The organism is Halorubrum coriense DSM 10284, from assembly GCF_000337035.1.
GTDB classification, from domain to species: Archaea; Halobacteriota; Halobacteria; order Halobacteriales; family Haloferacaceae; genus Halorubrum; species Halorubrum coriense.
Window position 1 is genome coordinate 16,239 of record NZ_AOJL01000030.1, and the last position, 21,026, is coordinate 37,264.

At 70.6% G+C, this 21,026-nt stretch carries 17 protein-coding genes and 1 other RNA gene; 12 read left to right on the forward strand and 6 right to left on the reverse strand.

The features are described 5' to 3' along the window. Window positions 1–16: 16 nt before the first annotated feature. The 5 genes from alaS (at window position 17) to citZ (ending at window position 7,769) form a co-directional block, all read left to right on the forward strand. Complete coding sequence (alaS, locus tag C464_RS07430) at window positions 17–2,797, forward strand: alanine--tRNA ligase (RefSeq protein WP_006113021.1); 2,781 nt, start codon at window positions 17–19, stop codon at window positions 2,795–2,797. A 21-nt stretch (window positions 2,798–2,818) separates the two neighbouring features. Then, the gene (locus C464_RS07435; protein WP_006113022.1) at window positions 2,819–3,622 is read left to right on the forward strand and encodes an alpha/beta fold hydrolase; all 804 of its coding nucleotides are present in this window, start codon (window positions 2,819–2,821) and stop codon (window positions 3,620–3,622) included. Window positions 3,623–3,726: 104 nt separating this feature from the next. Beyond that, window positions 3,727–4,440: a type 1 glutamine amidotransferase gene (locus C464_RS07440; protein ID WP_006113023.1), complete on the forward strand. Its 714-nt coding sequence runs from the start codon at window positions 3,727–3,729 to the stop codon at window positions 4,438–4,440. A gap of 144 nt (window positions 4,441–4,584) precedes the next feature. Continuing rightward, complete coding sequence (locus tag C464_RS07445; protein ID WP_006113024.1) at window positions 4,585–6,474, forward strand: PINc/VapC family ATPase; 1,890 nt, start codon at window positions 4,585–4,587, stop codon at window positions 6,472–6,474. 149 nt (window positions 6,475–6,623) lie between these two features. Further along, complete coding sequence (citZ, locus tag C464_RS07450) at window positions 6,624–7,769, forward strand: citrate synthase (protein WP_006113025.1); 1,146 nt, start codon at window positions 6,624–6,626, stop codon at window positions 7,767–7,769. Window positions 7,770–7,808: 39 nt separating this feature from the next. On the opposite strand, the gene C464_RS07455 is transcribed toward citZ, so the two are convergent. The 4 genes from C464_RS07455 to C464_RS07470 all read right to left on the reverse strand — a co-directional run bounded on the left by C464_RS07455 (window position 7,809) and on the right by C464_RS07470 (window position 13,093). Next, the gene (locus C464_RS07455) at window positions 7,809–8,972 is read right to left on the reverse strand and encodes an acyl-CoA dehydrogenase family protein (RefSeq protein ID WP_006113026.1); all 1,164 of its coding nucleotides are present in this window, start codon (window positions 8,970–8,972) and stop codon (window positions 7,809–7,811) included. Between the two features lie 67 nt (window positions 8,973–9,039). Beyond that, entirely contained in the window at window positions 9,040–10,275 is a 1,236-nt protein-coding gene (locus C464_RS07460; RefSeq protein WP_006113027.1) for a digeranylgeranylglycerophospholipid reductase, read from the reverse strand. 193 nt (window positions 10,276–10,468) lie between these two features. Then, a complete protein-coding gene (locus tag C464_RS07465; RefSeq protein ID WP_006113028.1) occupies window positions 10,469–11,332 on the reverse strand; it encodes a 2-oxoacid:ferredoxin oxidoreductase subunit beta in 864 nt (287 codons plus the stop codon). A 3-nt stretch (window positions 11,333–11,335) separates the two neighbouring features. Then, complete coding sequence (locus C464_RS07470) at window positions 11,336–13,093, reverse strand: 2-oxoacid:acceptor oxidoreductase subunit alpha (RefSeq protein WP_006113029.1); 1,758 nt, start codon at window positions 13,091–13,093, stop codon at window positions 11,336–11,338. A 348-nt stretch (window positions 13,094–13,441) separates the two neighbouring features. On the opposite strand from C464_RS07470, the gene C464_RS07475 reads away from it, so the two are divergent. Together C464_RS07475 and C464_RS07480 are read left to right on the forward strand one after the other, a co-directional pair. After that, on the forward strand, window positions 13,442–14,086 hold the full coding sequence (locus tag C464_RS07475) for an FAD-dependent oxidoreductase (RefSeq protein ID WP_006113030.1): 645 nt from the start codon (window positions 13,442–13,444) through the stop codon (window positions 14,084–14,086). 118 nt (window positions 14,087–14,204) lie between these two features. Further along, the gene (locus tag C464_RS07480) at window positions 14,205–15,230 is read left to right on the forward strand and encodes an aldo/keto reductase (protein WP_006113031.1); all 1,026 of its coding nucleotides are present in this window, start codon (window positions 14,205–14,207) and stop codon (window positions 15,228–15,230) included. 30 nt (window positions 15,231–15,260) lie between these two features. Here the strand turns inward: C464_RS07480 and C464_RS07485 are convergent, their stop codons facing one another. Beyond that, window positions 15,261–15,719, reverse strand: a complete 459-nt coding sequence (locus C464_RS07485; protein WP_006113032.1) for a hypothetical protein — start codon at window positions 15,717–15,719, stop codon at window positions 15,261–15,263. A gap of 169 nt (window positions 15,720–15,888) precedes the next feature. Here C464_RS07485 and C464_RS07490 point away from each other — a divergent pair, with 169 nt between their 5' ends. Together C464_RS07490 and ffs are read left to right on the forward strand one after the other, a co-directional pair. After that, window positions 15,889–16,302 (forward strand): DUF7548 family protein, encoded by a 414-nt coding sequence (locus tag C464_RS07490; RefSeq protein WP_006113033.1) that lies wholly within the window; start codon window positions 15,889–15,891, stop codon window positions 16,300–16,302. A 109-nt stretch (window positions 16,303–16,411) separates the two neighbouring features. Then, window positions 16,412–16,723: signal recognition particle sRNA (gene ffs, locus C464_RS17430), an RNA gene on the forward strand. A gap of 286 nt (window positions 16,724–17,009) precedes the next feature. On the opposite strand, the gene C464_RS07495 is transcribed toward ffs, so the two are convergent. Then, window positions 17,010–17,594, reverse strand: coding sequence for a GNAT family N-acetyltransferase (locus C464_RS07495; RefSeq protein WP_006113034.1), 585 nt, complete (start codon window positions 17,592–17,594; stop codon window positions 17,010–17,012). Window positions 17,595–17,703: 109 nt separating this feature from the next. Here C464_RS07495 and C464_RS07500 point away from each other — a divergent pair, with 109 nt between their 5' ends. The 3 genes from C464_RS07500 to C464_RS07510 all read left to right on the forward strand — a co-directional run. Next, window positions 17,704–19,602, forward strand: coding sequence for an ATP-dependent DNA ligase (locus C464_RS07500; protein WP_006113035.1), 1,899 nt, complete (start codon window positions 17,704–17,706; stop codon window positions 19,600–19,602). A gap of 82 nt (window positions 19,603–19,684) precedes the next feature. Beyond that, window positions 19,685–20,536 (forward strand): hypothetical protein, encoded by an 852-nt coding sequence (locus C464_RS07505; protein ID WP_006113036.1) that lies wholly within the window; start codon window positions 19,685–19,687, stop codon window positions 20,534–20,536. Window positions 20,537–20,571: 35 nt separating this feature from the next. Then, a partial coding sequence (locus C464_RS07510) for an MBL fold metallo-hydrolase (protein WP_006113037.1) occupies window positions 20,572–21,026 on the forward strand: 455 nt, incomplete at its 3' end.

The following is a 21,026-nucleotide window of genomic DNA, read 5'->3' on the forward strand; positions in this document are numbered from 1 at the left end:
GGGCCACGTTCGTGTAATGAGCGATCTCGAAGCGGAGTACCGTCTCGACTACTTCGAGGAGGAGGGGTTCGAGCGCAAGGAGTGTCCCTCCTGTGGCGCGCACTTCTGGACCCGCGACGCCGACCGCGAACTGTGCGGCGAGCCGCCCTGCGAAGACTACAGCTTCATCGACGACCCGGGCTTCCCGGAGGAGCACTCACTGTCGGAGATGCGCGAGGCGTTCCTCTCCTTCTTCGAGGCCAACGACCACGAGCGGATCGACCCGTACCCCGTCGCCGCGAACCGATGGCGGGACGACGTCCTCCTGACGCAGGCGTCGATCTACGACTTCCAGCCGCTCGTCACCTCGGGGCAGACCCCGCCGCCGGCGAACCCGCTGACGATCTCACAGCCCTGTATCCGGATGCAGGACATCGACAACGTCGGCAAGACCGGTCGGCACACGATGGCGTTCGAGATGATGGCCCACCACGCGTTCAACACGCGCGAGGAGGTCGACGAGGACGAGTACGCCTACCACGGCGAGGTGTACTGGAAAGACGAGACGGTCCGGTACTGCGACGAGCTGTTCGAGAGCCTCGGCGCGGATCTGGAGGAGATAACCTACATCGAGGACCCGTGGGTCGGCGGCGGCAACGCCGGCCCCGCCATCGAGGTCATCTACAAGGGCGCGGAGCTGGCGACGCTCGTCTTCATGTGTATGGAGCAGGACCCCGACGGCGACTACGAGATGAAAGACGGGAACACGTACTCGTTCATGGACACGTACATCGTCGACACCGGGTACGGGTTAGAGCGGTGGACCTGGATGAGCCAGGGGACGGCGACCGTGTACGAGGCGGTGTATCCCGACGCGATCGACTTCCTGAAGGAGAACGCCGGCGTCGGACACACCGAGGCCGAACGCGAGATCGTCCACCGCGCCGCGAAGCTCTCCGGGCGGCTCGACATCGACGACGTCGACGACGTCGAGGCCGCCCGCGGCGAGATCGCCGACCGGCTCGACGTCGACGTCGACCGGCTGCGCGAGCTGGTCGAGCCGCTCGAATCGATCTACGCGATCGCCGACCACTCGCGGACGCTCGCGTACATGTTCGGCGACGAGATCGTCCCGTCGAACGTCGGCACGGGCTACCTCGCTCGGATGGTGCTCCGCCGGATGAAACGCCTCGTCGACGAGGTGGGCGTCGACGCCCCCCTCGACGAACTGGTCGACATGCAGGCCGATCGGCTCGGCTACGAGAACCGGGACACGATCCGCGAGATCGTCCGCAGCGAGGAGCGGAAGTACGAGCAGACGCTGGAGCGCGGCGCTCGTAAGGTCGAACAGCTCGCCGACGAGTACGCCGGGACGGGCGAGCCGATCCCGACGGGAGAGCTGCTCGAACTGTACGACTCTCACGGGATCCAGCCCGACATGGTCGCCGACATCGCGGACGAGCGCGGCGCGACCGTCGACGTCCCCGACGACTTCTACGCGCTCGTCGCCGATCGCCACGAGGAGGACGACGCCGCGACCGGGACCGACGACCGGGACGAGCGGCTCGCCGACCTCCCCGAGACGGAGAAGCTGTTCTACGACGACCAGGGACGCACGGAGTTCGAGGCGGTCGTCCTCGACGTGCTGGAGGCCGAGGAGGGGTACGACGTCGTCTTAGACCAGACGATGTTCTACCCCGAGGGCGGCGGCCAGCCGGCCGACCGGGGACAGCTCACGGTCGGCGAGACCACCGTCGACGTCGAGGACGTTCAGGAGGCCGACGGGGTGGTGCTCCACCGCACGGACGCGGACCCGGGCAAAGGCGAATTCGTCCGCGGGCAGGTGGACGGCGACCGCCGCGACCGACTGCGCGCGCACCACACCGCGACGCACCTCGTCGGGCACGCCGCCCGCGAGGTGCTCGGCGACCACGTCCGTCAGGCGGGCGCCCAGAAGGGGATCGACTCCTCGCGGCTCGACGTGCGCCACTTCGAGCGGATCACGCGCGAGGACGTGAAGGCGATCGAGCGCGTCGCGAACGACTTGATCCGCGACGACGTGCCGGTCCGGCAGGAGTGGCCCGACCGCAACGAGGCGGAGGCCGAACACGGCTTCGACCTGTATCAGGGCGGCGTCCCGCCGGGAACGAACGTCCGGCTGATCCACGTGGGCGACGCCGACGTTCAGGCCTGCGCGGGGACCCACGTCGGCCGGACCGGCGAGATCGGCGCGGTGAAGGTACTGAAGACGGAGCCGGTTCAGGACGGCGTCGAGCGCATCGTCTTCGCGGCCGGAGGCGCGGCGGTCGAAGCGACCCAGCGCACCGAGGACGCGCTGTACGACGCGGCCGACGTCTTGGATGTCGACCCGCTCGACGTGCCCGACACCGCGGAGCGCTTCTTCGAGGAGTGGAAGGCTCGCGGCAAGGAGATCGAGTCGCTCAAAGAGGAGCTCGCGGCCGCGCGCGCCTCCGGCGGCGGCGACGCGGAGGAGGTCGAGGTCGCCGGGACGACCGCTGTGGTCCAGCGGCTCGACGGCGACGCCGACGAGCTGCGCGCGACCGCGAACGCACACGTCGACGACGGGAAGGTCGCGGTGATCGGCAGCGGCGCGGACGGCTCCGCGAGCTTCGTCGTCGGCGTCCCCGACGGCGTCGACGTGAACGCCGGGCAGGTCGTCTCGGAGCTCGCCGCGCGCGTCGGCGGCGGCGGCGGCGGGCCGCCGGACTTCGCGCAGGGCGGCGGGCCGGACGCAGACGCGTTAGACGACGCCCTCGACGCGGCGCCCGACGTTCTCCGCAGCCTTCAGGAGGCCTGACGAACCCCCCGCGAGTTCACCATGCCCCACGCGACCAACGCCGGGACCGATATCCGGTACGAGGTGGACGCCCCCGACGCCGGCGACGGCGACGAGGCGGTCGTGTTCTGCGGCGACGTCGGGCTCGGCGCCTGGCAGTTCGGCTGGCAGCACGCCGCGCTCGCCGGTCCGCACACCGTCATCACGCCGGAGACGCGCGGCGTCGGCCGTTCAGACGCCCCGCCCGGTCCGTACGGGATCGCGGACCTCGCCGCCGACGTCGACGCGGTGTGCGCGGCAGAGGGGATCCGGAACGCCCACCTCGTCGGCTACGGGCTCGGCGGGATGGTCGCGCTGACGGCCGCGGCGACCTCCTCGCGGCCGGCGAGCCTCGCCCTGATCGGGACGCCGCCGGCGGGGGACGCCTACAACCCCGCCGGCGTCTGGGCCGACCCGGCCGACCCGGCCGCGGTCGAGGGGTCGCTGAACGGGCTCCTCTCGGTCGACTTCCGGGAGGCGCACCCGGACGCGCTCTCGCGGATCGCGGAGTGGCGCCTCGCGGAGGACGCCGACCGCGAGACGTACGCGGCGCACCGCGCCGCGATCGAGGGGTTCGACCTCACCGGCGCCCTCTTCGAGATCACCACGCCGGCGCTCGTCGTCCACGGGACCGACGACGCGGCCTGCCCGGTCACGGCCGGCGAGACGCTCGCGGAAGGGCTCCCCCGCGGGGAGTTCCACGGCGTCGAGGGGGCCCGCCACCTCGTCGGGGTCGAGGCGTCGGCCGCGGTCAACGACCTGCTCGTCGGGTGGCTCGCGGAACACGCGAGCGCCGCGTTCGAGTAGCTGCGGCGTCGCTCACCGAGCGACGGGCGAACGTCGCGTCCGCGTCCACGGTCGCCGTGGCCGGCGTCGCAACCGTTTTGTGACTCTCGCCGAATCTACACTCGATGACTCGCCTCCGGTTCGCCCTGTTGAACGCCGCCCACGACGGCGCGAACACCCGTCGGAATTTCCGCCGAGAGATCGACGCCGACCTCGTCGAGTTCGACGCCGTCGCGGGGGACCTCCCGAACCACACCGAGTTCGACGGCGTCGTGGTGACGGGATCGCGCTCGTCGGTCTACTGGGACGAGGCGTGGATCCCCCCGCTCGTCGACTACGTCGCGGAGGCCGCCGATGCCGGTGTGCCGGTCCTCGGCGTCTGCTACGGCCATCAGGTGCTCGCGGAGTCCCTCGGCGGCCGCGTCGCCGGGATGGACGGCTTCGAGATCGGCTACAACGAGATCCGCCGACTGCGCGACGACCCGCTGTTCGACGGGATCGCCGAGTCGTTCACCGCCTTCACCACCCACGGCGACGCGGTCGTCAAACTCCCGCCCTCCGCGACGCTGCTCGCGGAGAACGACCGCGGCGTCCACGCCTTCCGCGACGGCCACTGCTGGGGCGTCCAGTTCCACCCCGAGTACGACATCGACACGGCCCGCGAGGTGACCGACGGCAAGCGGGACCAGATCGGCGACGCCCGCGTGGACGCGGTCCTCGACTCGATCACGCCCGCCGCGTACGACGCCGCCTGCGAGGCGAAGCAGCTGTTCGAGAACTTCACCGCCTACGCCGAACGGCTCGCCGACGAGGCGGGACAGACCGCCGCGGACGACTGAGCGGATCGCCCGGGGCGACGAGGGCGTGGCGGCCGCGCCGCTCGACCGTACGACTGACGCGACGAGCGACCGGCCCCGTTCCACGCCGCCCGCCCGCGGCCCCCGGTCGAACACCCTTATACGGTTCCCGTCCCGAACTCGGGTATGAACGTAGTACCGGACACGAGCGCGGTCGTCGACGGCCGCGTGTCCGAACGCGTCGCGGACGGGACCTACGAGTCGGTCACCGTGTTCGTCCCCGAGGCGGTCGTCGGCGAGCTGGAGTCGCAGGCGAACGACGGGCTCGAATCCGGCTGGGACGGGCTCAGCGAACTCAAGCGGCTCGCGGACTACGCCGACGACGGAGCGATCGAGCTGCGCTACGTCGGCGAGCGCGCCAGCGGCGACGCCCGCTCGAACGCCCACGAGGGCGACGTGGACGCGCTGATCCGCGACTTGGCCGCCGATCACGACGCGACGCTGTTGTCCAGCGACGTGGTCCAGGCCGAGGTGGCGCGCGCGAAGGGGCTCGACGTCGAGTACGTCGAACCCGTCGCCCGCGGCGTCGTCGACGAGCTCCCGATACAGGACTTCTTCACCGAGGAGACGATGTCGGTCCACCTCAAGACGGGCACCGTCCCGAAGGCGAAGCGCGGCGCGCTCGGCGAGATGCGCTACGTCGAGATCGCGGACGAGCCCACCGACGAGGCACAGATGCGCGAGTGGGCCAACTCGATCGTCGACCTGGCCCGCCAGTCGAACGAGGGATTCATTGAGCTCTCGAACGACGGGATGGACATCGTCCAGTTCCGCAACTATCGGATCGCGGTGGCGCGCCCCCCGTTCGCCGACGGCATCGAGATCACCGCCGTCCGCCCCATCGCGAAGACGGACCTCGACGACTACGAGTTCGCCGACGAACTGCGCGACCGGTTCGCGGAGCGGAAGCGCGGCGTGCTCATCTCCGGGTCGCCCGGGGCCGGGAAGTCGACGTTCGCGCAGGCGGTCGCGGAGTTCCTGAACGAAAACGACTACGCGGTGAAGACGATGGAGAAGCCACGCGACCTTCAGGTCGGTCCGGAGATCACGCAGTACGGGGCGCTCGGCGGCGAGATGGAGAACACCGCCGACTCGCTGCTCCTCGTTCGGCCCGATTACACCATCTACGACGAGGTCCGGAAGACCGACGACTTCGAGGTGTTCTCCGACATGCGGATGGCCGGCGTCGGGATGGTCGGGGTCGTCCACGCCTCGCGCGCCATCGACGCGCTCCAGCGGCTCGTCGGCCGAGTCGAGCTCGGAATGATCCCGCAGATCGTCGACACCGTGGTCTACATCGAGGCCGGCGAGGTCCACACGGTCTACGACGTGACCACCGAAGTGAAGGTCCCCGCCGGGCTCACCGCCGAGGACCTCGCCCGTCCGGTCATCCAGGTGTCGAACTTCGAGACCGGTCGGCCGGAGTACGAGATCTACACGTTCAACCGGCAGGTCGTCACGGTCCCGCTGGACGACGAGGGCGGCGAGGCGGACCGCGACTCCGGCGTCGGCCGCATCGCGAAGAAGGAGATCGAACGCGAGATCCGCTCGGTCGCTCACGGCCACGTCGACGTGGAGCTGAACGGCGACGACGAGGCGGTCGTCTACGTCACCGAGGGGGACATCGGCACCGTGATCGGGAAGGGTGGCGGTCGCATCGCCGACATCGAGAACCGTCTCGGGATCGACATCGACGTCCGCACGCACGACGAGAAACCCGGCGGCCCGGGAGGAAGCTCCTCCGGCGGCGCTGCCGGGAACGGCAGCGGCGACGGGCAGGTCGGGGCCGAGCGCGGCACGGTGGTCGCGCCGGAGATCACCTCGCGGCACGTCGTCATCGACGTCGACGACGGCGTCGGCGAGACGGTCGAGGGGCGCGCCGACGGCGAGTACCTCTTCACCGCCACCGTCGGTCGCGGCGGCGAGGTCCAGGTCTCCCGCGGCTCCGCCATCGCCGAGGAACTGGAGGACGCGATCGACCGGAACCGGACGGTGACGGTCGTCCCGGCCCGGTAACGCGACGCCGCGCGGCGTCGTCGCCTCCCCGGTCCAGACGTTTCCGAACCCTGTCACGTCGTCGTTCGACGCGGTGACGTACCACGATCGACGTACCGTATCCCTCCTGAAAGATAACGCTTTTTTGGTGGTGGTCGGAACGACGTGGTATGACAGATGAGTTAAAACGTGGGCTCGAGGGCGTCCTCGTCGCGGAGTCGGATCTGAGCTACGTCGACGGCGAGGTCGGCAAGCTCGTCTACCGCGGGTACGACATCGAGGACCTCGCGCGCGGCGCGAGCTACGAGGAGGTGCTGTACCTCCTGTGGCACGGCTCGCTCCCCACCGCCGCGGAGCTCGACGCGTTCGCCGCCGACCTCGCGGCGGAGCGCGAGGTGGACGACGACGTCATCGAGACCGTCCGCGCGCTCGCGGACGCCGGCGAGCGCCCGATGGCCGCGCTCCGGACCGCGACGTCGATGCTGTCGGCGTACGACGACGAGGCGGACGAGGCCGACGACGGCGAGGCCACCATCCGTCAGGGCCGACGGATCACGGCGAAGATCCCGACGGTCCTCGCCGCGTTCGAGCGCGTCCGACAGGGAGCGGAGCCGGTCGCGCCGGACCCCGACCTCTCGCACGCCGGGAACTTCCTCTACATGCTCACCGGGACCGAGCCGGACGCCGTCAGCGAGGAGACGTTCGACATGGCGCTCACGCTCCACGCCGACCACGGGCTCAACGCCTCCACGTTCACCGCCATGGTGATCGGCTCGACGATGGCCGACGTCTACTCGGGCGTCACCGGCGGCATCGGCGCGCTCTCCGGTCCCCTTCACGGCGGGGCCAACCAGGACGTGATGGAGGTGCTCCACGAGATCGACGCCTCCTCGAAGGATCCGGTCCAGTGGGTGAAAGACAAGCGGGACGGCGGCGGACGCATCCCCGGCTTCGGTCACCGCGTCTACAAGGTGAAAGACCCCCGCGCGAACATCCTCGAAGAGAAGCTCCGCGACCTCGCCGACTCGTCGGGCGACACCAAGTGGTTGGACTACACCACCGCCATCGAGGAGTACCTCACCGATCAGGGCCTCGTCGAGAAGGGGATCGCACCGAACGTCGACTTCTACTCCGGTTCGGTCTACGACTCGCTCGGCATTCCGGTCGACATGTACACGCCCATCTTCGCGATGAGCCGCGCCGGCGGCTGGATCGCCCACGTCGCCGAGTATCAGGAGGACAACCGGCTCATCCGCCCGCGCGCCCGGTACACGGGCCCCGAGGACGCCGAGTTCGTCCCGCTCGACGAGCGATAGGGAGCGACGCCCTCGATTCTCCTCGCGACCGCACCCTCCTCACTCGAACGCCGCGATACCGGTCAGGTCCTCGCCGAGCACCAGCGTGTGGATGTCGTGGGTGCCCTCGTAGGTGTAGACGGTCTCGAAGTTCGCCATGTGTCGCATCGGCGAGTAGTCGGTGGTGATCCCGTTGCCGCCGAGCATCTCGCGGGCGACCCGGGACTGGTCGCGCGCCATCCGGACGTTGTTGCGCTTCGCCATCGAGACGTGTTGGGGCGTGAGATCCCCGCGCTCTTTCAGTTCGGCGAGCCGGTGGGCGAGCAGTTGGCTGGTCGTGATCTCCGTCGCCATCTCCGCGAGCTTCTCCTGTTGGAGCTGGAACCGCGCGATCGGGCCGCCGAACTGGTCGCGGTCGAGCGCGTACTCGCGAGCCTGCTCGAAACAGTCGCGGGCCGCGCCGACCGCGCCCCACGCGATCCCGTATCGCGCCTGCGTGAGACACGACAGCGGCCCCTTCATGCCGCTCACACCGGGGAGGACGTTCTCCTCCGGAACGGAGACGTTCTGGAGGCTGATCTCGCCGGTTATCGACGCCCGCAGCGAGAGCTTGTCGTCGATCTCGTTGGTGGTGACGCCGTCGCGGTCGGTCTCGACGAGGAACCCGCGGACCGGCCGTCCCTCGGCGGAGGTGTCGCGCGCCCAGACGACCGCCACGTCCGCGATGGGCGCGTTCGTGATCCACGTCTTCGAGCCGTCGAGCACGTACCCGTCGCCGTCGCGCTCCGCCCGCGTCTCCATCGCCGACGGGTCCGAGCCGTGGTCGGGCTCCGTCAGCCCGAAGCAGCCGACCGCCTCTCCGGAGCCGAGGTCCGGCAGCCAGCGCTCCTTCTGTTCGTCGCTCCCGTACGCGTGGATAGGGTACATCACGAGCGCCCCCTGGACGCTGGCCATCGACCGGAGCCCGGAGTCGCACGCCTCCAGCTCCTGCATCAACAGCCCGTAGGCGGTCTCGGAGACGTCGGGTAACCCGTACCCGTCGAGGTTCGACCCGTAGAAGCCGAGCTCGCCCATCTCTTCTATCAGGTCGGTCGGGAACGTCCCCGCCTGAAAGTGGTCGCCGATGTCCGGGCGAACCTGTTCGTCGACGAACCGGCGGGCCGTGTCGCGGATCAGCCGCTCCTCCTCGCCGAGGTCGGCCTCTAATCCGACATAATCGAGCATGAACGACACTGCGTCTCGCGCCGGCAAAAACCGTTCGGCCGGCGCCGGCCACCCGCTCCCGCCCGCCTCAGGCGTCGAGCCGCTCGCGCGCGTACTTCGCGAGCAGCGGCACGTCATCGAGGTGAAGCAGCCGCGCCATCCCCGCCTTCTCGCCGCGGTTCGCCTTCGCGAGGATGTCGTCGTCGGTCTCTTGAAGGTCGCGCAGCAGCCGGTCGTACCGCTCGTTGGGCGCGAGGTACAGCAGTTCGGTGAGCGCAAGCCGCGACTTCGCGCGCGGCGCGACGTCGCGGTGCCAGAGCGTCTCGTACACCGCGAGGCTCTCCGCGTCGGTACGCCGCTCCGAGTCGGTGAGACAGCGGTCGACGGTCGCCGCGGCGGCGCGCGCGGACTTCATCCCCTTGTGGATCCCCTCGCCCCACAGCGGGTCGATGCTCGGCACGGTGTCGCCGATGGCGATGAAGCTGTCCGTGTGCATCTGCGCCGGGCGCTGGATGTGCGCGGAGCCGCGGTGGACCGTCTCGTCGATCTGTTCCGCCTCGGCGAACCGCGGGTCGCGGTCGATCCAGTCGTCGAGGTAGCCGTCGACCGTCTTGCCCGCCTCGGCGAACTCGCGGTGGCGGTCGTTCTGGATGTAACAGATGCCGACCTTCGCGGTGTCCTCGCCGGTCGCGAAGATCCACGAGTAGCCGCCCGGCGCGATGTTGTGGTCCAACCGGAGCATCATCGCCCGGCGGAGGTCGGCGTAGTCGGGGTGGTTCATCTCCACGCCCGCCATCTCGTACTCGATGCCGATCGCCTGGTTCTCGCGTTCGAGGTCGACGACGTCGAGCGCGCTCGCGAGCGGCGCGGCGGGTCCGGTGGCGTCGATCACCACGTCGGCGTACACCTCCTCGTCGCCGTCGTACCGGACGCCCTCGATGACCCCGTCGTCGTCGAGTATCGGTCGCGACACCCGGGCGTCGAAGCGGTACTCCGCGCCGTTCTCGCGCCCGTCGGCGACCAGGAACCGCTTGAACTCGGCGAACTCCAACACCGCCCCCGGCTGGTAGCTCTCGTAGTACTCGTTGGGCGACTCCAGCACGACGTCGTCGGTGTACGACATCACGACGTCGTCGGGAATCCCGAACGAGGACATCATCGACGGGAAGGTGCCGGCGGTCGACTTGTTGCTCTGTCGGGGGAACTCGTCTTCGGACTCCGTCTCGAGGACGACGACGTCGTAGTCGCGCGTCGCCAGATCGCGGGCGCACTGCGCGCCCGCCGGACCCGCGCCGGCGATGGCGACGTCGTAGCGATCAACCATACACGACGGTTACGGACCCACCTAATTAGGCTTGCTGAAACCCGTCGAAAACTCCGCGCGAACGCCCTCTCTCCCTCGGTTTTGGCCGTCGAGAGAGGTCGGAATTACCGGGGCGTCGGCCGGCGGCCGAGGCCGCCGTTCGCTCCCGGGGTCGGGGCGCTTCGGTTCCGCTCGACAGGCCGCGCGACGCGGCTCAGTAGAACTCGCGGACGAGGTCGGTCGCGCCCTCGGGGGCGCCGTCCGGAAGGACCGACATGTCCTCGTCGACGCCGTGCTGCTCGTGGTACGGCACCGACGACTCGTCCTTGTAGATGACGCCTTGGTGTTCCTTCTCGTTGTCGAGGATGACGTCCTTGGCCGCCTCGCGGTCGGTCGGGTCGTGGTCGCTCTCCTTCAGGTCGACCAGCGAGTCGCGGAAGTAGTCGTACGTGTCGACGTCGTTGAACGTGACGCACGGCGAGTAGACGTTGACGAACCCGAACCCGTCGTGCTCGATCGCCTCCTGAATGATCTCCTGATGGCGGAGCGCGTCGGAAGAGAACGACTGCGCGATGAACGTCGCGCCGGAGGCGAGCGCCAGCGCGTGCGGGTTCACCGGGGGCTGTTTGGGCCCGTCGGGGCTCGTCGACGTCTCGAAGTCCTCGCGGGAGGTCGGCGACGCCTGACCCTTCGTCAGCCCGTAGATACGGTTGTCCATCACGACGTACGTCATGTCGACGTTGCGCCGGACGGCGTGGACGAAGTGGCCCGCGCCGATGGAGTAGCCGTCGCCGTCGCCGCCGGCGACCATCACTTCGATGTCGGGCCGGGCCATCTTGACCCCGGTGCCGACCGGGAGCGCGCGCCCGTGGACGCCGTGGAGCGCGTAGCTGTGCATGTACGTGCCGATCTTGCCGGAACAGCCGATGCCGGCGACGACGAAGGTGTTGTCGGGGTCGTTGCCCGTCTCCGCGAGGGCCTTCATCATCCCGTTCATCGTGCCGAAGTCGCCGCACCCCGGGCACCACGTCGGCTGCTTGTCCGACTTGAAGTCGGTGAATCGAATGTCTGAGCTCATTGGTTACGCCTCCACCCCCTCCGCGAGGGTCGACTTGATCTCCGCTGCGAGTTCGTCGGCCTTGAACCGCACGCCGTTGTACTTGTTCACGCGATCGACCCGTTCGAGCACGTCGTGTTCGACGAGGTCCGCGAACTGCCCCTGCTCGTTACACTCGACGACGACCGTCGTCTCGGCCGCTTCGACGTCTTCCGAGAGGTCCGGCCGCGGGAAGATGTACGGGACCGAGAGGACCCGCACGTCCTGTCCATCGTCGTCGAGGATGTCGACCGCCTCGGCGAGCGCGCCCTCGTTCGACCCCCACGTGATCACGAGGGCGTCTGCGTCCGCGTCGCCGAACTCGCGCGGGCTCCAGTCCTCGCGCTCGCGGGCCGTCTCGACCTTCCGGTTGCGCTTGTCGACCTGCGCGACGCGCATCTCGGTGTCCTCCGTCCGGCGGCCCTGCTCGTCGTGTTCGAGGCCGGTGGACATGTGTGCGCCGTCGGCGGTACCGGGGAACGCCCGCGGCGAGATGCCGTCGTCGGTGAGCTCGTGGGGCTGGAAGCCGCCCGAATCGCTCATGTGGTCGTCGATCGTCGTCTCGTCGACGACGTTGCCGCGCTCGACCGCCACCTCGTCCATGTCGAAGGCGTCCGGGGAGAACGTCTGCTCGGTGACCGCCATCGAGAGGTCGGCGGTGAGGTAGACGGGGAGCTGGTACTTCTCGGCGAGGTTGAACGCCTCGACCGTCTTCCAGAAGCACTCGTCGATGGTGGTCGGCGCGAGGACGAACCGCGGCACCTCGCCGTGGCCGCCGTACAGCATCTGGTTCAAGTCGCCCTGCTCCTGTTTCGTCGGCATCCCCGTCGAGGGGCCCGAGCGCATCACGTTACAGATGACGAGCGGCGTCTCCGAGGTGGCGATGAGCCCGAACGTCTCGGTCATCAGGTCGATCCCCGGTCCGGACGTGGCCGTCATCGCGCGAGCCCCGCCTCGGGCCGCGCCCAGCGCCATGTTGATCGCGGAGAGCTCGTCTTCGGCCTGGACGACGTGGCCGCCGTACCGGTCGATCCGGCCCGTCAGGTACGTCATCACGTCTGTCGCGGGCGTGATCGGGTAGCCGGCGTAGAACCGGCAGCCGGCCGCGATAGCGCCCATGCCGATCGCCTCGTCGCCGTTGAGGAGGACGTAGTCCTCGTCGGTGGTCTCGAGCGAGTAGTCGAACTCGTGGTCGTACTCGTCGGCCACGTACGACTGCCCCGCCCGCGCCGCCTCCTTGTTGTTGTCGACCAGCTTCTGGCCCTTGTCCTTGAACCGCTTTTCGAGGGCCGAGTCGAGGTTCTCGATGGGGAACGCCGCCACCTCGCAGGCCGCGCCGAGCGCGACGACGTTCCGCATGATAGCGCCGCCGGCTTCCTCGGCCAGGCTCTTGAGCGGCACGTCGAGGCCGATCATCCCCTCGGGGATCTCGACGTCCTGCATCGTCGTCCGTTCGCCGTCGTAGATGATGACCGACCCCTCGTGGAGCTCGTCGAGGTTCTCCTCGATCGTCCGGGGGGTCAACGCGATGAGCACGTCGAGTCGGTCAACGACGCTCTGTACCTTGTCGACGGAGGTCCGCACCTTGTAGGCGGTGTAGCCGCCTCGGATCCGCGATGCGAAGTCCTTCGACGTGAACACGTGCCGACCCGCGCGGGAAAGCGCCTGTGCGAAGATCTTCCCCGTCGAGTCGATGCCGTCGCCGGCCTCTCCGCCGACAGCCCAGTTGAAATCCGCAGCCATGTGCTATGGGCAAGGTTCCGGCGGACTCATCAAAAGGCTTCTGGAAGGAGTCACCGAGGTGTTTTTGGACGAATGTTTTTAGACTCGCGAATATTGTCGTCTCTCAGGGGCGCATTCGCACTAAGCGCCAGTATAATTGGACGATCACACACCAAATTCCTCACGATCGACCCCTCGCGTCGGACCGGTTTTCGACAGGCGTCGAAAGTTTCGGCCGGCGGTCGGGCCTCTGCGCGCGTCTGCGAGGGCGATGCGTGTCGGGTCTGGCACCCCGAGCGAACCGGTTTCGACACGGGCAGGACCGACGCCGACGGGAACACGTTTGTGTCTCCCTCGCCGATCGGTGGTATGGACACGACAGCGACGGTCGAGTCGGCCGAGGAGGTCGGCTCGGACACGTACGCCCTCCGCTTCCGCGCCCCGGAGGGGTTCGCCGCGGAACCCGGCCAGTTCGTGAAGCTCGGCACCGAGATAGACGGCGAGTCGGTCGCGCGCTTCTACACCCTCTCGTCGCCCCGCGTCGGCGACACGTTCGAGGTCACGGTCGGCATCGACCCCGAGGCGAGCGGCGAGTTCTCCGAATTCCTCGCCGACGCAGAGGCCGGCACCGAGATGACGCTCTCCGGCCCCTTCGGCGACCAGCACTACGACGGCGAGGCCCGCGCGGTCGTGATCGCCGGCGGCCCCGGAGTCGGTCCCGCGGTCGCCATCGCCGAGCGCGCGCTCGACGAGGACGCCGAGGCCGCCGTCGTCTATCGCGACGACGACGTCGCCCACGCCGACCGGATCGACGCCCTCCGCGACCGAGGGGCCGCGGTCCGTCTCCTCGGGTCGGGCGACGCCCTGACCGACGCCGTCGCCGACGTCCTCACGGGCGCGGACGGCGAGACGGTGTTCGTCTACGGGTTCGCCGACCTCGTCGCCGACGCCGAGGCCGCCGTCGACGCGGCTGGCGGCGACGCGGACGCCGCGAAGGTCGAGAACTTCGGGTAGACGCGACCCGCCGGGCGGTCTCTCCGCGTCGTGGCCGCTTCGCGCCGCGTCCGCCTCGCACTGCGGTCCCGTCCGCCGGTGTCGTCACGCTTTACGCGTTCCCCCGAGAGGGGCGGGTATGGACTACCGACGACTCGGGAACACCGGACTCGGCGTCTCGGAGCTCTGCCTCGGGACGTGGCGGTTCGGACGCGAGACGAACGGCGTCGTGGAGACCGGCCGCGAGGAGGCGCACGAACTGCTCGACGCGGCGGCGGACCGCGGGATCAACTTCCTCGACACGGCCAACGTGTACGGGACGCCGAACGGGAAGAGCGAGACGTACATCGGCGAGTGGCTCGCGGACCGCGACCGCGAGGACTACGTGATCGCCTCGAAGGTGTACTTCCCGTTCGATGGGCGCGGCGAGCCCGGCCCCAACGACTCCGGACTGGGGCGGAAACACATCCGCGCGCAGATCGAGGGGACCCTCGACCGGCTCGGCACGGACTACCTCGACGTGTACTACATCCACCGCTGGGACGAGGACACACCCATCGAGGAGACGATGCGCGCGCTCGACGAGCTGGTCGCCGAGGGGAAGGTCCACCACCTCGGCGCGTCGACGATGGCCGCGTGGCGGCTGACGAAGGCGCAGTGGACCGCGGACGTCGACGGCTACGCGAGCTTCGACGTGGTCCAGCCGCTCCACCACGCGGGCTACTACGAGGACGTGAAGGAGTACCTCGAGGTCTGTATCGATCAGGACCTCGCGGTCTGCCCGTACTCCCCGCTCGCGGGCGGGTTCCTCACCGGGAAGTACGAGCGCGCCGACCCCGACGACCCCGAGCAGGTGGTCGCGCCGGACGGCTCCCGCGCGAGCTTCGACGACCGTTTCGAGCGCTTCTACCTCTCGGAGCGCGGCTGGAAGGTGCTCGACGCGGTCCGCGAGGTCGCGGCCGAGTGCGACGCGACGCCCGCGCAGGTCGCGCTCGCGTGGCTCACCGAGTGGGACGAGTTCACGTGCGTCCCCATCGTCGGCGCGCGGACGGTGGACCAGCTCGACGAGAACGTCGCCGCGACCGAGGTCGAACTCACCGACGAGCAGTGGGACCGGATCATGGACGCGCGCTACGACCCCGACGGAAATCTCTGGGGGCACTGAGCGGCGTTTCCCGGTCGTCGAGTGCGTCCCTTACTCGTCGAAGTCGGGCAGGTCGTCGGGGGCGTCGAAGTCGGCCTCCCAGTCGATGTACTCCCGCTTGAGCGTCTCGCAGACGATCTGCCCGAGCTCCGTGAGCCCCGCGTTGATCGCGGAGACGGTCCCCCACGAGTCGAGGTCGGGGTGGAGGTCGCGCTCCTTCCAGTCCTCGGGTAGCCCGGGGGCGTGGTAGCCGACGCGGTCGGCGAAGTCGTCCCAGAAGAAGTCGAACCGGGACACCAGACCGAGGTCGACGGCGATCGCCCAGTCGGCCTCGTCCATGTCGGTCCCGGCGGTCCACTCGGAGAACGCGTCCTCCCACGCCCCCTCGCGCAGGAGCGCCTCTAGGTCGTCGCGGCGGTACTCGCCGCCCGCAACCTCGGCGTCCTCGTACTCGTTCGGGTCGACGGCGGCGAGTTCGGGGGGCTCCGGCGGGTCGACGTCGAGTGACATAGTCGGACGTGGGCGCCGACGGGCCAAAACGCTACGGGAACGGGCTCCGCCGACGCGGCCGTCCCGGAATCCGGGACGCAGTCGTCGCGGGTGCCGCGGCGACCGCGTGCGCGCTCGCCCGTCGCGACCGATCCGGTCCTTTTACCGCGGTTCCGTCCCGAGGTCGGCCATGGACCTCCGCGCCGTCTCGCGCCGGGTCGGGATCGCCGCCGCCGTCGTCACCGTGGTCGCGCTCGTCGCGCCGTACGCGCTCATCTCGGGACCGGAGTACGCGGACCAACTCGCGTCCTACTACGCCTCCGGGGTCGTCGGCTGGGGCGGGATCGCGCTGTTCGCGCTGTTGAGCGGGGTCGTCATCGCCTCCGTCGAGCGCGGGAACGTCGAGCCGGGGACGCTCGCAGGCGTGGCCGTCGTCCTCGGGTTCGCGACGACCCTGAGCGCGGCGACGTGGGCGGTCGCGGTCGAGCCGAGTTCGGTCTTCCGCGATCACCTCTGGCTGGTCTGGCACGCGCCGGCCGTCGTCGCGCTCTCCGTCCCCCTGCCGCTCTCCGCGGCGGTGTACGCCCGAGAGCTGCTGTCGTAGGTACGCCCGGGGGCCGTCGGCGTCCCCCTCGTCGTCGGACGCGCGCTCGCCGCCCGGGCCGGCGTCGCCCGGCGAACGAAAGGCCCTTATGGCACACCCGAGTATCGCCAGACGGACTAGGTCGGGCGGTTAGGCCCCGCCCGTTACCCGTGAGGCAGTCTTCAGCGGGGACCGAACAGCGGGCACGTCCGGTCAGACCGGCACGGGCCCCGAGAGCCAACGTGGAAGCCTCGTCCGCCGGGGACAGCGGTCCGCGTCGCCCGCTCGCAGGAGCGGTCCGTCGCGGTTCGTCGGCGATATCGGGTCAGGCGCGGAAGCGAGCAGCCCATCGCCGGACGCCAGTCGCTCGTCGGGTCGCGGGGTGGAGGAGGCAATCGGGATACCCCGTGGCGGAACGCCGGGCTACCCCGCCTGTCCGTCATTCATACCGATTCTCGTCTCGTGAGCGGAAGCGCCGCCGCGTCGTGGCCGGTGGTGTGACTCCCAACATCGCAGACGCGACCGACGCTGCCACGCCGAACCACGCCGAAGCCCCGGCCGGCCGTCTCTTCGACTCCCCGCCCGACCGCGACCGCACCTCGTACCTCCCCAGCCTCGCCGCTCGCTCCCTCCGGTCGCTCGCGGCGTCCCTCGCGCGTGCGACTCGCGGCCTTCGGCCGCTCGTCGGCACGCGCCACCACGAGCGAGAGAAAGCGCTGCGGTCGGACTCAGCGACCGGTGTCGTACTTGTACGTCGCCGAGTCCGGGTCGATGCCGAAGTCCTCGGCCGACTCCTCCGGCTCGTCGTCGCCGGTCGGCTCGGCGTTCTTGAACGCCTGCCGGAACCGGTCCGGCATCTCGAACGCGTCGACGGTCAGTTTGAGGCCGACGACCTCTCCCCCGAGGAACTCCCGCTTCTCGGTCAGGCGCTCGGAGAGGGCGGGCGGGAGGTCGTCGGTGTCGACGCGCTCGAAGCCGAACTGCGTGAGGTACTCCGGCTGGTCCGTGAGCACGTACACCGTCTCGAACCGGTCCGCGGCCGCGGTGTCGACGAGGCGCTCGACGACGTGGGCCCCGACCCCGCGGTCGCGCCACTCGGGGAGGACGCCGATCCCGGTGACCTCGATCCGGTTTTCCTCGTCCTCGTCGCCGCGGTGGAGGCGGAGCCGACCGAAGCCGGCCCGGTCGCCCGACTCCTCGTCGACCGCGATCACGTAGTCCCGCGACCGGAAGGCGACGTCGTCGAGCCCGAGCCGCTCGATCGCGTCCAACAACCACGCCTCGTCACGGTTTTTGGCGTCGCGGACGTACATGGACGGCCGTACGAGACCGGAGGTGAAAAGCGGTTCCCCGGCCCGGTCGGCCGTCGCCCGCCGCGAGCCATCGGGTCGCTTTTGCCCGCCGGCCGCCGACCCGACGCGTATGGAGTTCGCCGCGCTGGCTGAACGGGCGGAACGGGTGGCCGCGCACGACGGCGACATCGAGACGACCCTCGCGGTCGCCGACCTGCTCGCGGACGCCGGCGGCGGCGCCGGGGAACACGGGCCGGACGACGACCTCCCCGTCGTCGTCCGGTCCCTCCTCGGGCGCGTCTTCCCGGCCCACGACACGCGCACGCTCGACGTCGGCCCCGCGCTCTGTCGAGAGGCCGTCGCCCGCGCCGCGGGCCCGAACGTCGACGCCGACGACGTCGAGGACCGCCTCGCCGAGCGGGGCGAGATCGGCGCGGTCGCGGCCGCGTACGACTTCGGCGGCCAGCGGGGGCTCGCCGCGTTCGGCTCCGGTCGCGACGCGCTCACCGTGGCGGCGGTCGACGGGGCGCTCCGCGACCTCGCGGCCGAGAGCGGCGACGGGAGCGAGTCGCGCAAGCGCGACGCCCTGTTCGGGCTGTTCACTCGGTGTTCGCCGAGCGAGGCCGCGTTCCTCGCGCGGCTGGTCCTCGGCGAGATGCGGCTCGGCGTCGGCGAAGGGACGGTCCGGGACGCGGTGGCGGAGGCGTTCCTCGCACCGGGCGACGACGCGGGCGAGGCGGCCGAGTCGGACGGCCCCGAACTCACCGCGCCCGACGACGCGGTCGCGGCCGTCGAGCGCGCGCTTCAGGTGACGAACGACTACGGGCGGGTCGCGGTCCGCGCCCGCGACGAGGGATCGGAGGGGCTCCGCGCGGAGTCGCTGCGCGTCGGCCGCCCGGTTCAGGCGATGCTCGCGCAGGCGGGCACCGCGACCGACGCGGTCGACGCGTTCGGCGAGGTCGCCGTCGAGACGAAGTTCGACGGGGCCCGCGTTCAGGTCCACCACGCGCCGGACGGCGGCGACGCGGAGGGGGACGCGCCCGGCGGAGACGCGTCGGACGGAGAAGAGGCCGCGCTCGGCCCCCGCCTCTACTCGCGGAACATGGACGACGTAACGGAGGCGCTCCCCGAGATCGTGGAGTACGTCGCCGACCGCGTCGACGCGCCCGTCATCCTCGACGGCGAGGTCGTCGCGGTCGACGACGACGGCGACCCGCTCCCGTTCCAAGAGGTGTTGCGGCGGTTCCGGCGGAAGCACGACGTCGACCGCATGCGCGAGACGGTCTCGCTGCGTCTCCACGCGTTCGACTGCCTCCACGCCGACGGCGACGACCTGCTCGACGAGCCCCTCCGCGAGCGCCACGAGCGGCTCCGCGAGGTCCTTCCGGACGCGGCCGCGACCCTCGCGCTCGCCGACGGCCCGGACGCGATCGCGGCCGAAGAGCGGGCCGCGCTCGACGCGGGCCACGAGGGAGTGATGCTGAAGAACCCGGAGTCGGCGTACACCCCCGGCGACCGCGGGCGCGACTGGCTGAAGCGCAAGCCAGACGTGGAGACGCTGGACGCCGTCGTCGTCGGGGCCGAGTGGGGCGAGGGACGCCGCGCGGAGCTGTTCGGCACGTTCCTGCTCGCGGTTCGCGACGAGGACGAGGCCACGCCGCCGACCGCGCGGAGCGACGCGGTCGACCGCAGCGACGCGGCCGACCGCAGCACCGCCGGCCGCGACGCAGACGACCCCGCACCCCCGGGATACGCCACGGTCGGGAAAGTGGCCACGGGGATCACCGACGAGGCGCTCGCGGACCTCACGGAACGGCTGGAGCCGATCGTGGTCGACGAGACGGGGACGGCGGTCGCGTTCGACCCCGAACTGGTGGTCGAGGTCGGCTACGAGGAGATCCAGACCTCGCCGACGTACTCGGCCGGGTACGCGCTCCGGTTCCCCCGGTTCGTCGGCGTCCGCGATGACAAGGGCGTCGCCGACGCCGACTCGCTCGCCCGCGTGCGCCGCCTCGCCGGCGACGACTGACCCGGCCCGCGGAGACGGCCGCGGACGCCGCGGACGTTCCGCCACGCGAAACTCCTTCACGCTCCGACTCGTAGCCGGTTACATGCCAGGCCCGCTCGGCGACGCGACGCGGCGCGACCTCACCGACGCGGCCGTCGATCGGCTCGCCGCCGAGGGGTTCGACGTGGTCCGCCCCGAGACGGGGACGGAGCCGCCGGCGGTCGCGACGCGCGGCGACGACCGAGTCGCCGTCGAGCCGCTCGCCGCGGACGACGCCACGCCCGTCGTGATCGTCTCGCGACTCGGGCACGCGCTCGACCGGGACCGCCGCGCGCTGTTCGTCGCCCGCGACGCCGACACCGCGGCCGCCGTGCGCGACCTCCTCGCCGACCCGCCGCTCCTCGCCGCGCGGACCGACGGCCGGCGGACGTTTCACCTCGGCCCGGACCGGGTCCCCGTCTCGGGCGGCGGTTACGCCTGCGTCCGGTCTGACGACCTCGGCGACCCGACGTTCTCGTGGCGGGAGACGGACACCCCCGCCGGCCCGGTCCCCGCCCACCCGGACGTCGACGCCGCCGCGGTGGACGACGGCGGGCGACCGGTCGTCCCGCGGCTCGTCTGCGAGGTCGACGACGACCCGGTCACCGTTCTCGGCGGCGTCGACAGCCTCCGGACGCCGCCGGACGAGGCGTTCCCGTTCGCCTACCGCCGCGACCCGGACGACAAGCGGTTCCGGGTCCGGCGCGGCGACGACGGTGCCGTCGTCGAGACGGTCGGCGGGTTCGCCGCGCTGCGCGAGGCCGGCTACGTCCCCGTTCCGATGCCGCTCGTCCCCGAGCACGCGCTGGGCCGTGAGATGGACGACGACGCGCTCGCGGCGGCGTGGGACCTGTCGGTGATCGGCGACGCCGAGCCGGCCGACGACGCCGCCGGCGACGCCGACCGCGGTCGATAGCCACCCTCAAGACGACCGCGGCCACAGACGATGGCATGACGGTCCGCTACGAGGAGTTCTCGGTCGAGTGGCTCGGCTACGCGACGGCGCGGCTGGAGACGGCCGGGGGACCGGTCGTCTACACCGACCCCGGTCGGTACGGCGTCCTCGACGACTACTGGGCGCGCGACGGCGACCTCGTCGTCGTCACCCACGACCACCACTACGACGGCGACGGGATCCGGTCGGTCGCGAGCGAGGACGCGACGCTCGTCATCTACGAGGCGGTCGACCCCGCCGGCATCGACCGCGACGTGGAGCCGATCGACGCGCTCGCGGAAGAGTACGATGTCGTCCGCGTCGGCGAGGAGGACCGCGTCGACGTCGAGACGCCCGCCGGCGAGGTCCGGGTCTGGTCCGTCCCCGTCCACAACGACCCGGAGGGACCGAACGCGGACGCCGACGGCTCGGTCGCGCACCCGCCCGGATTCGGCTGCGGCTACCTCCTGTC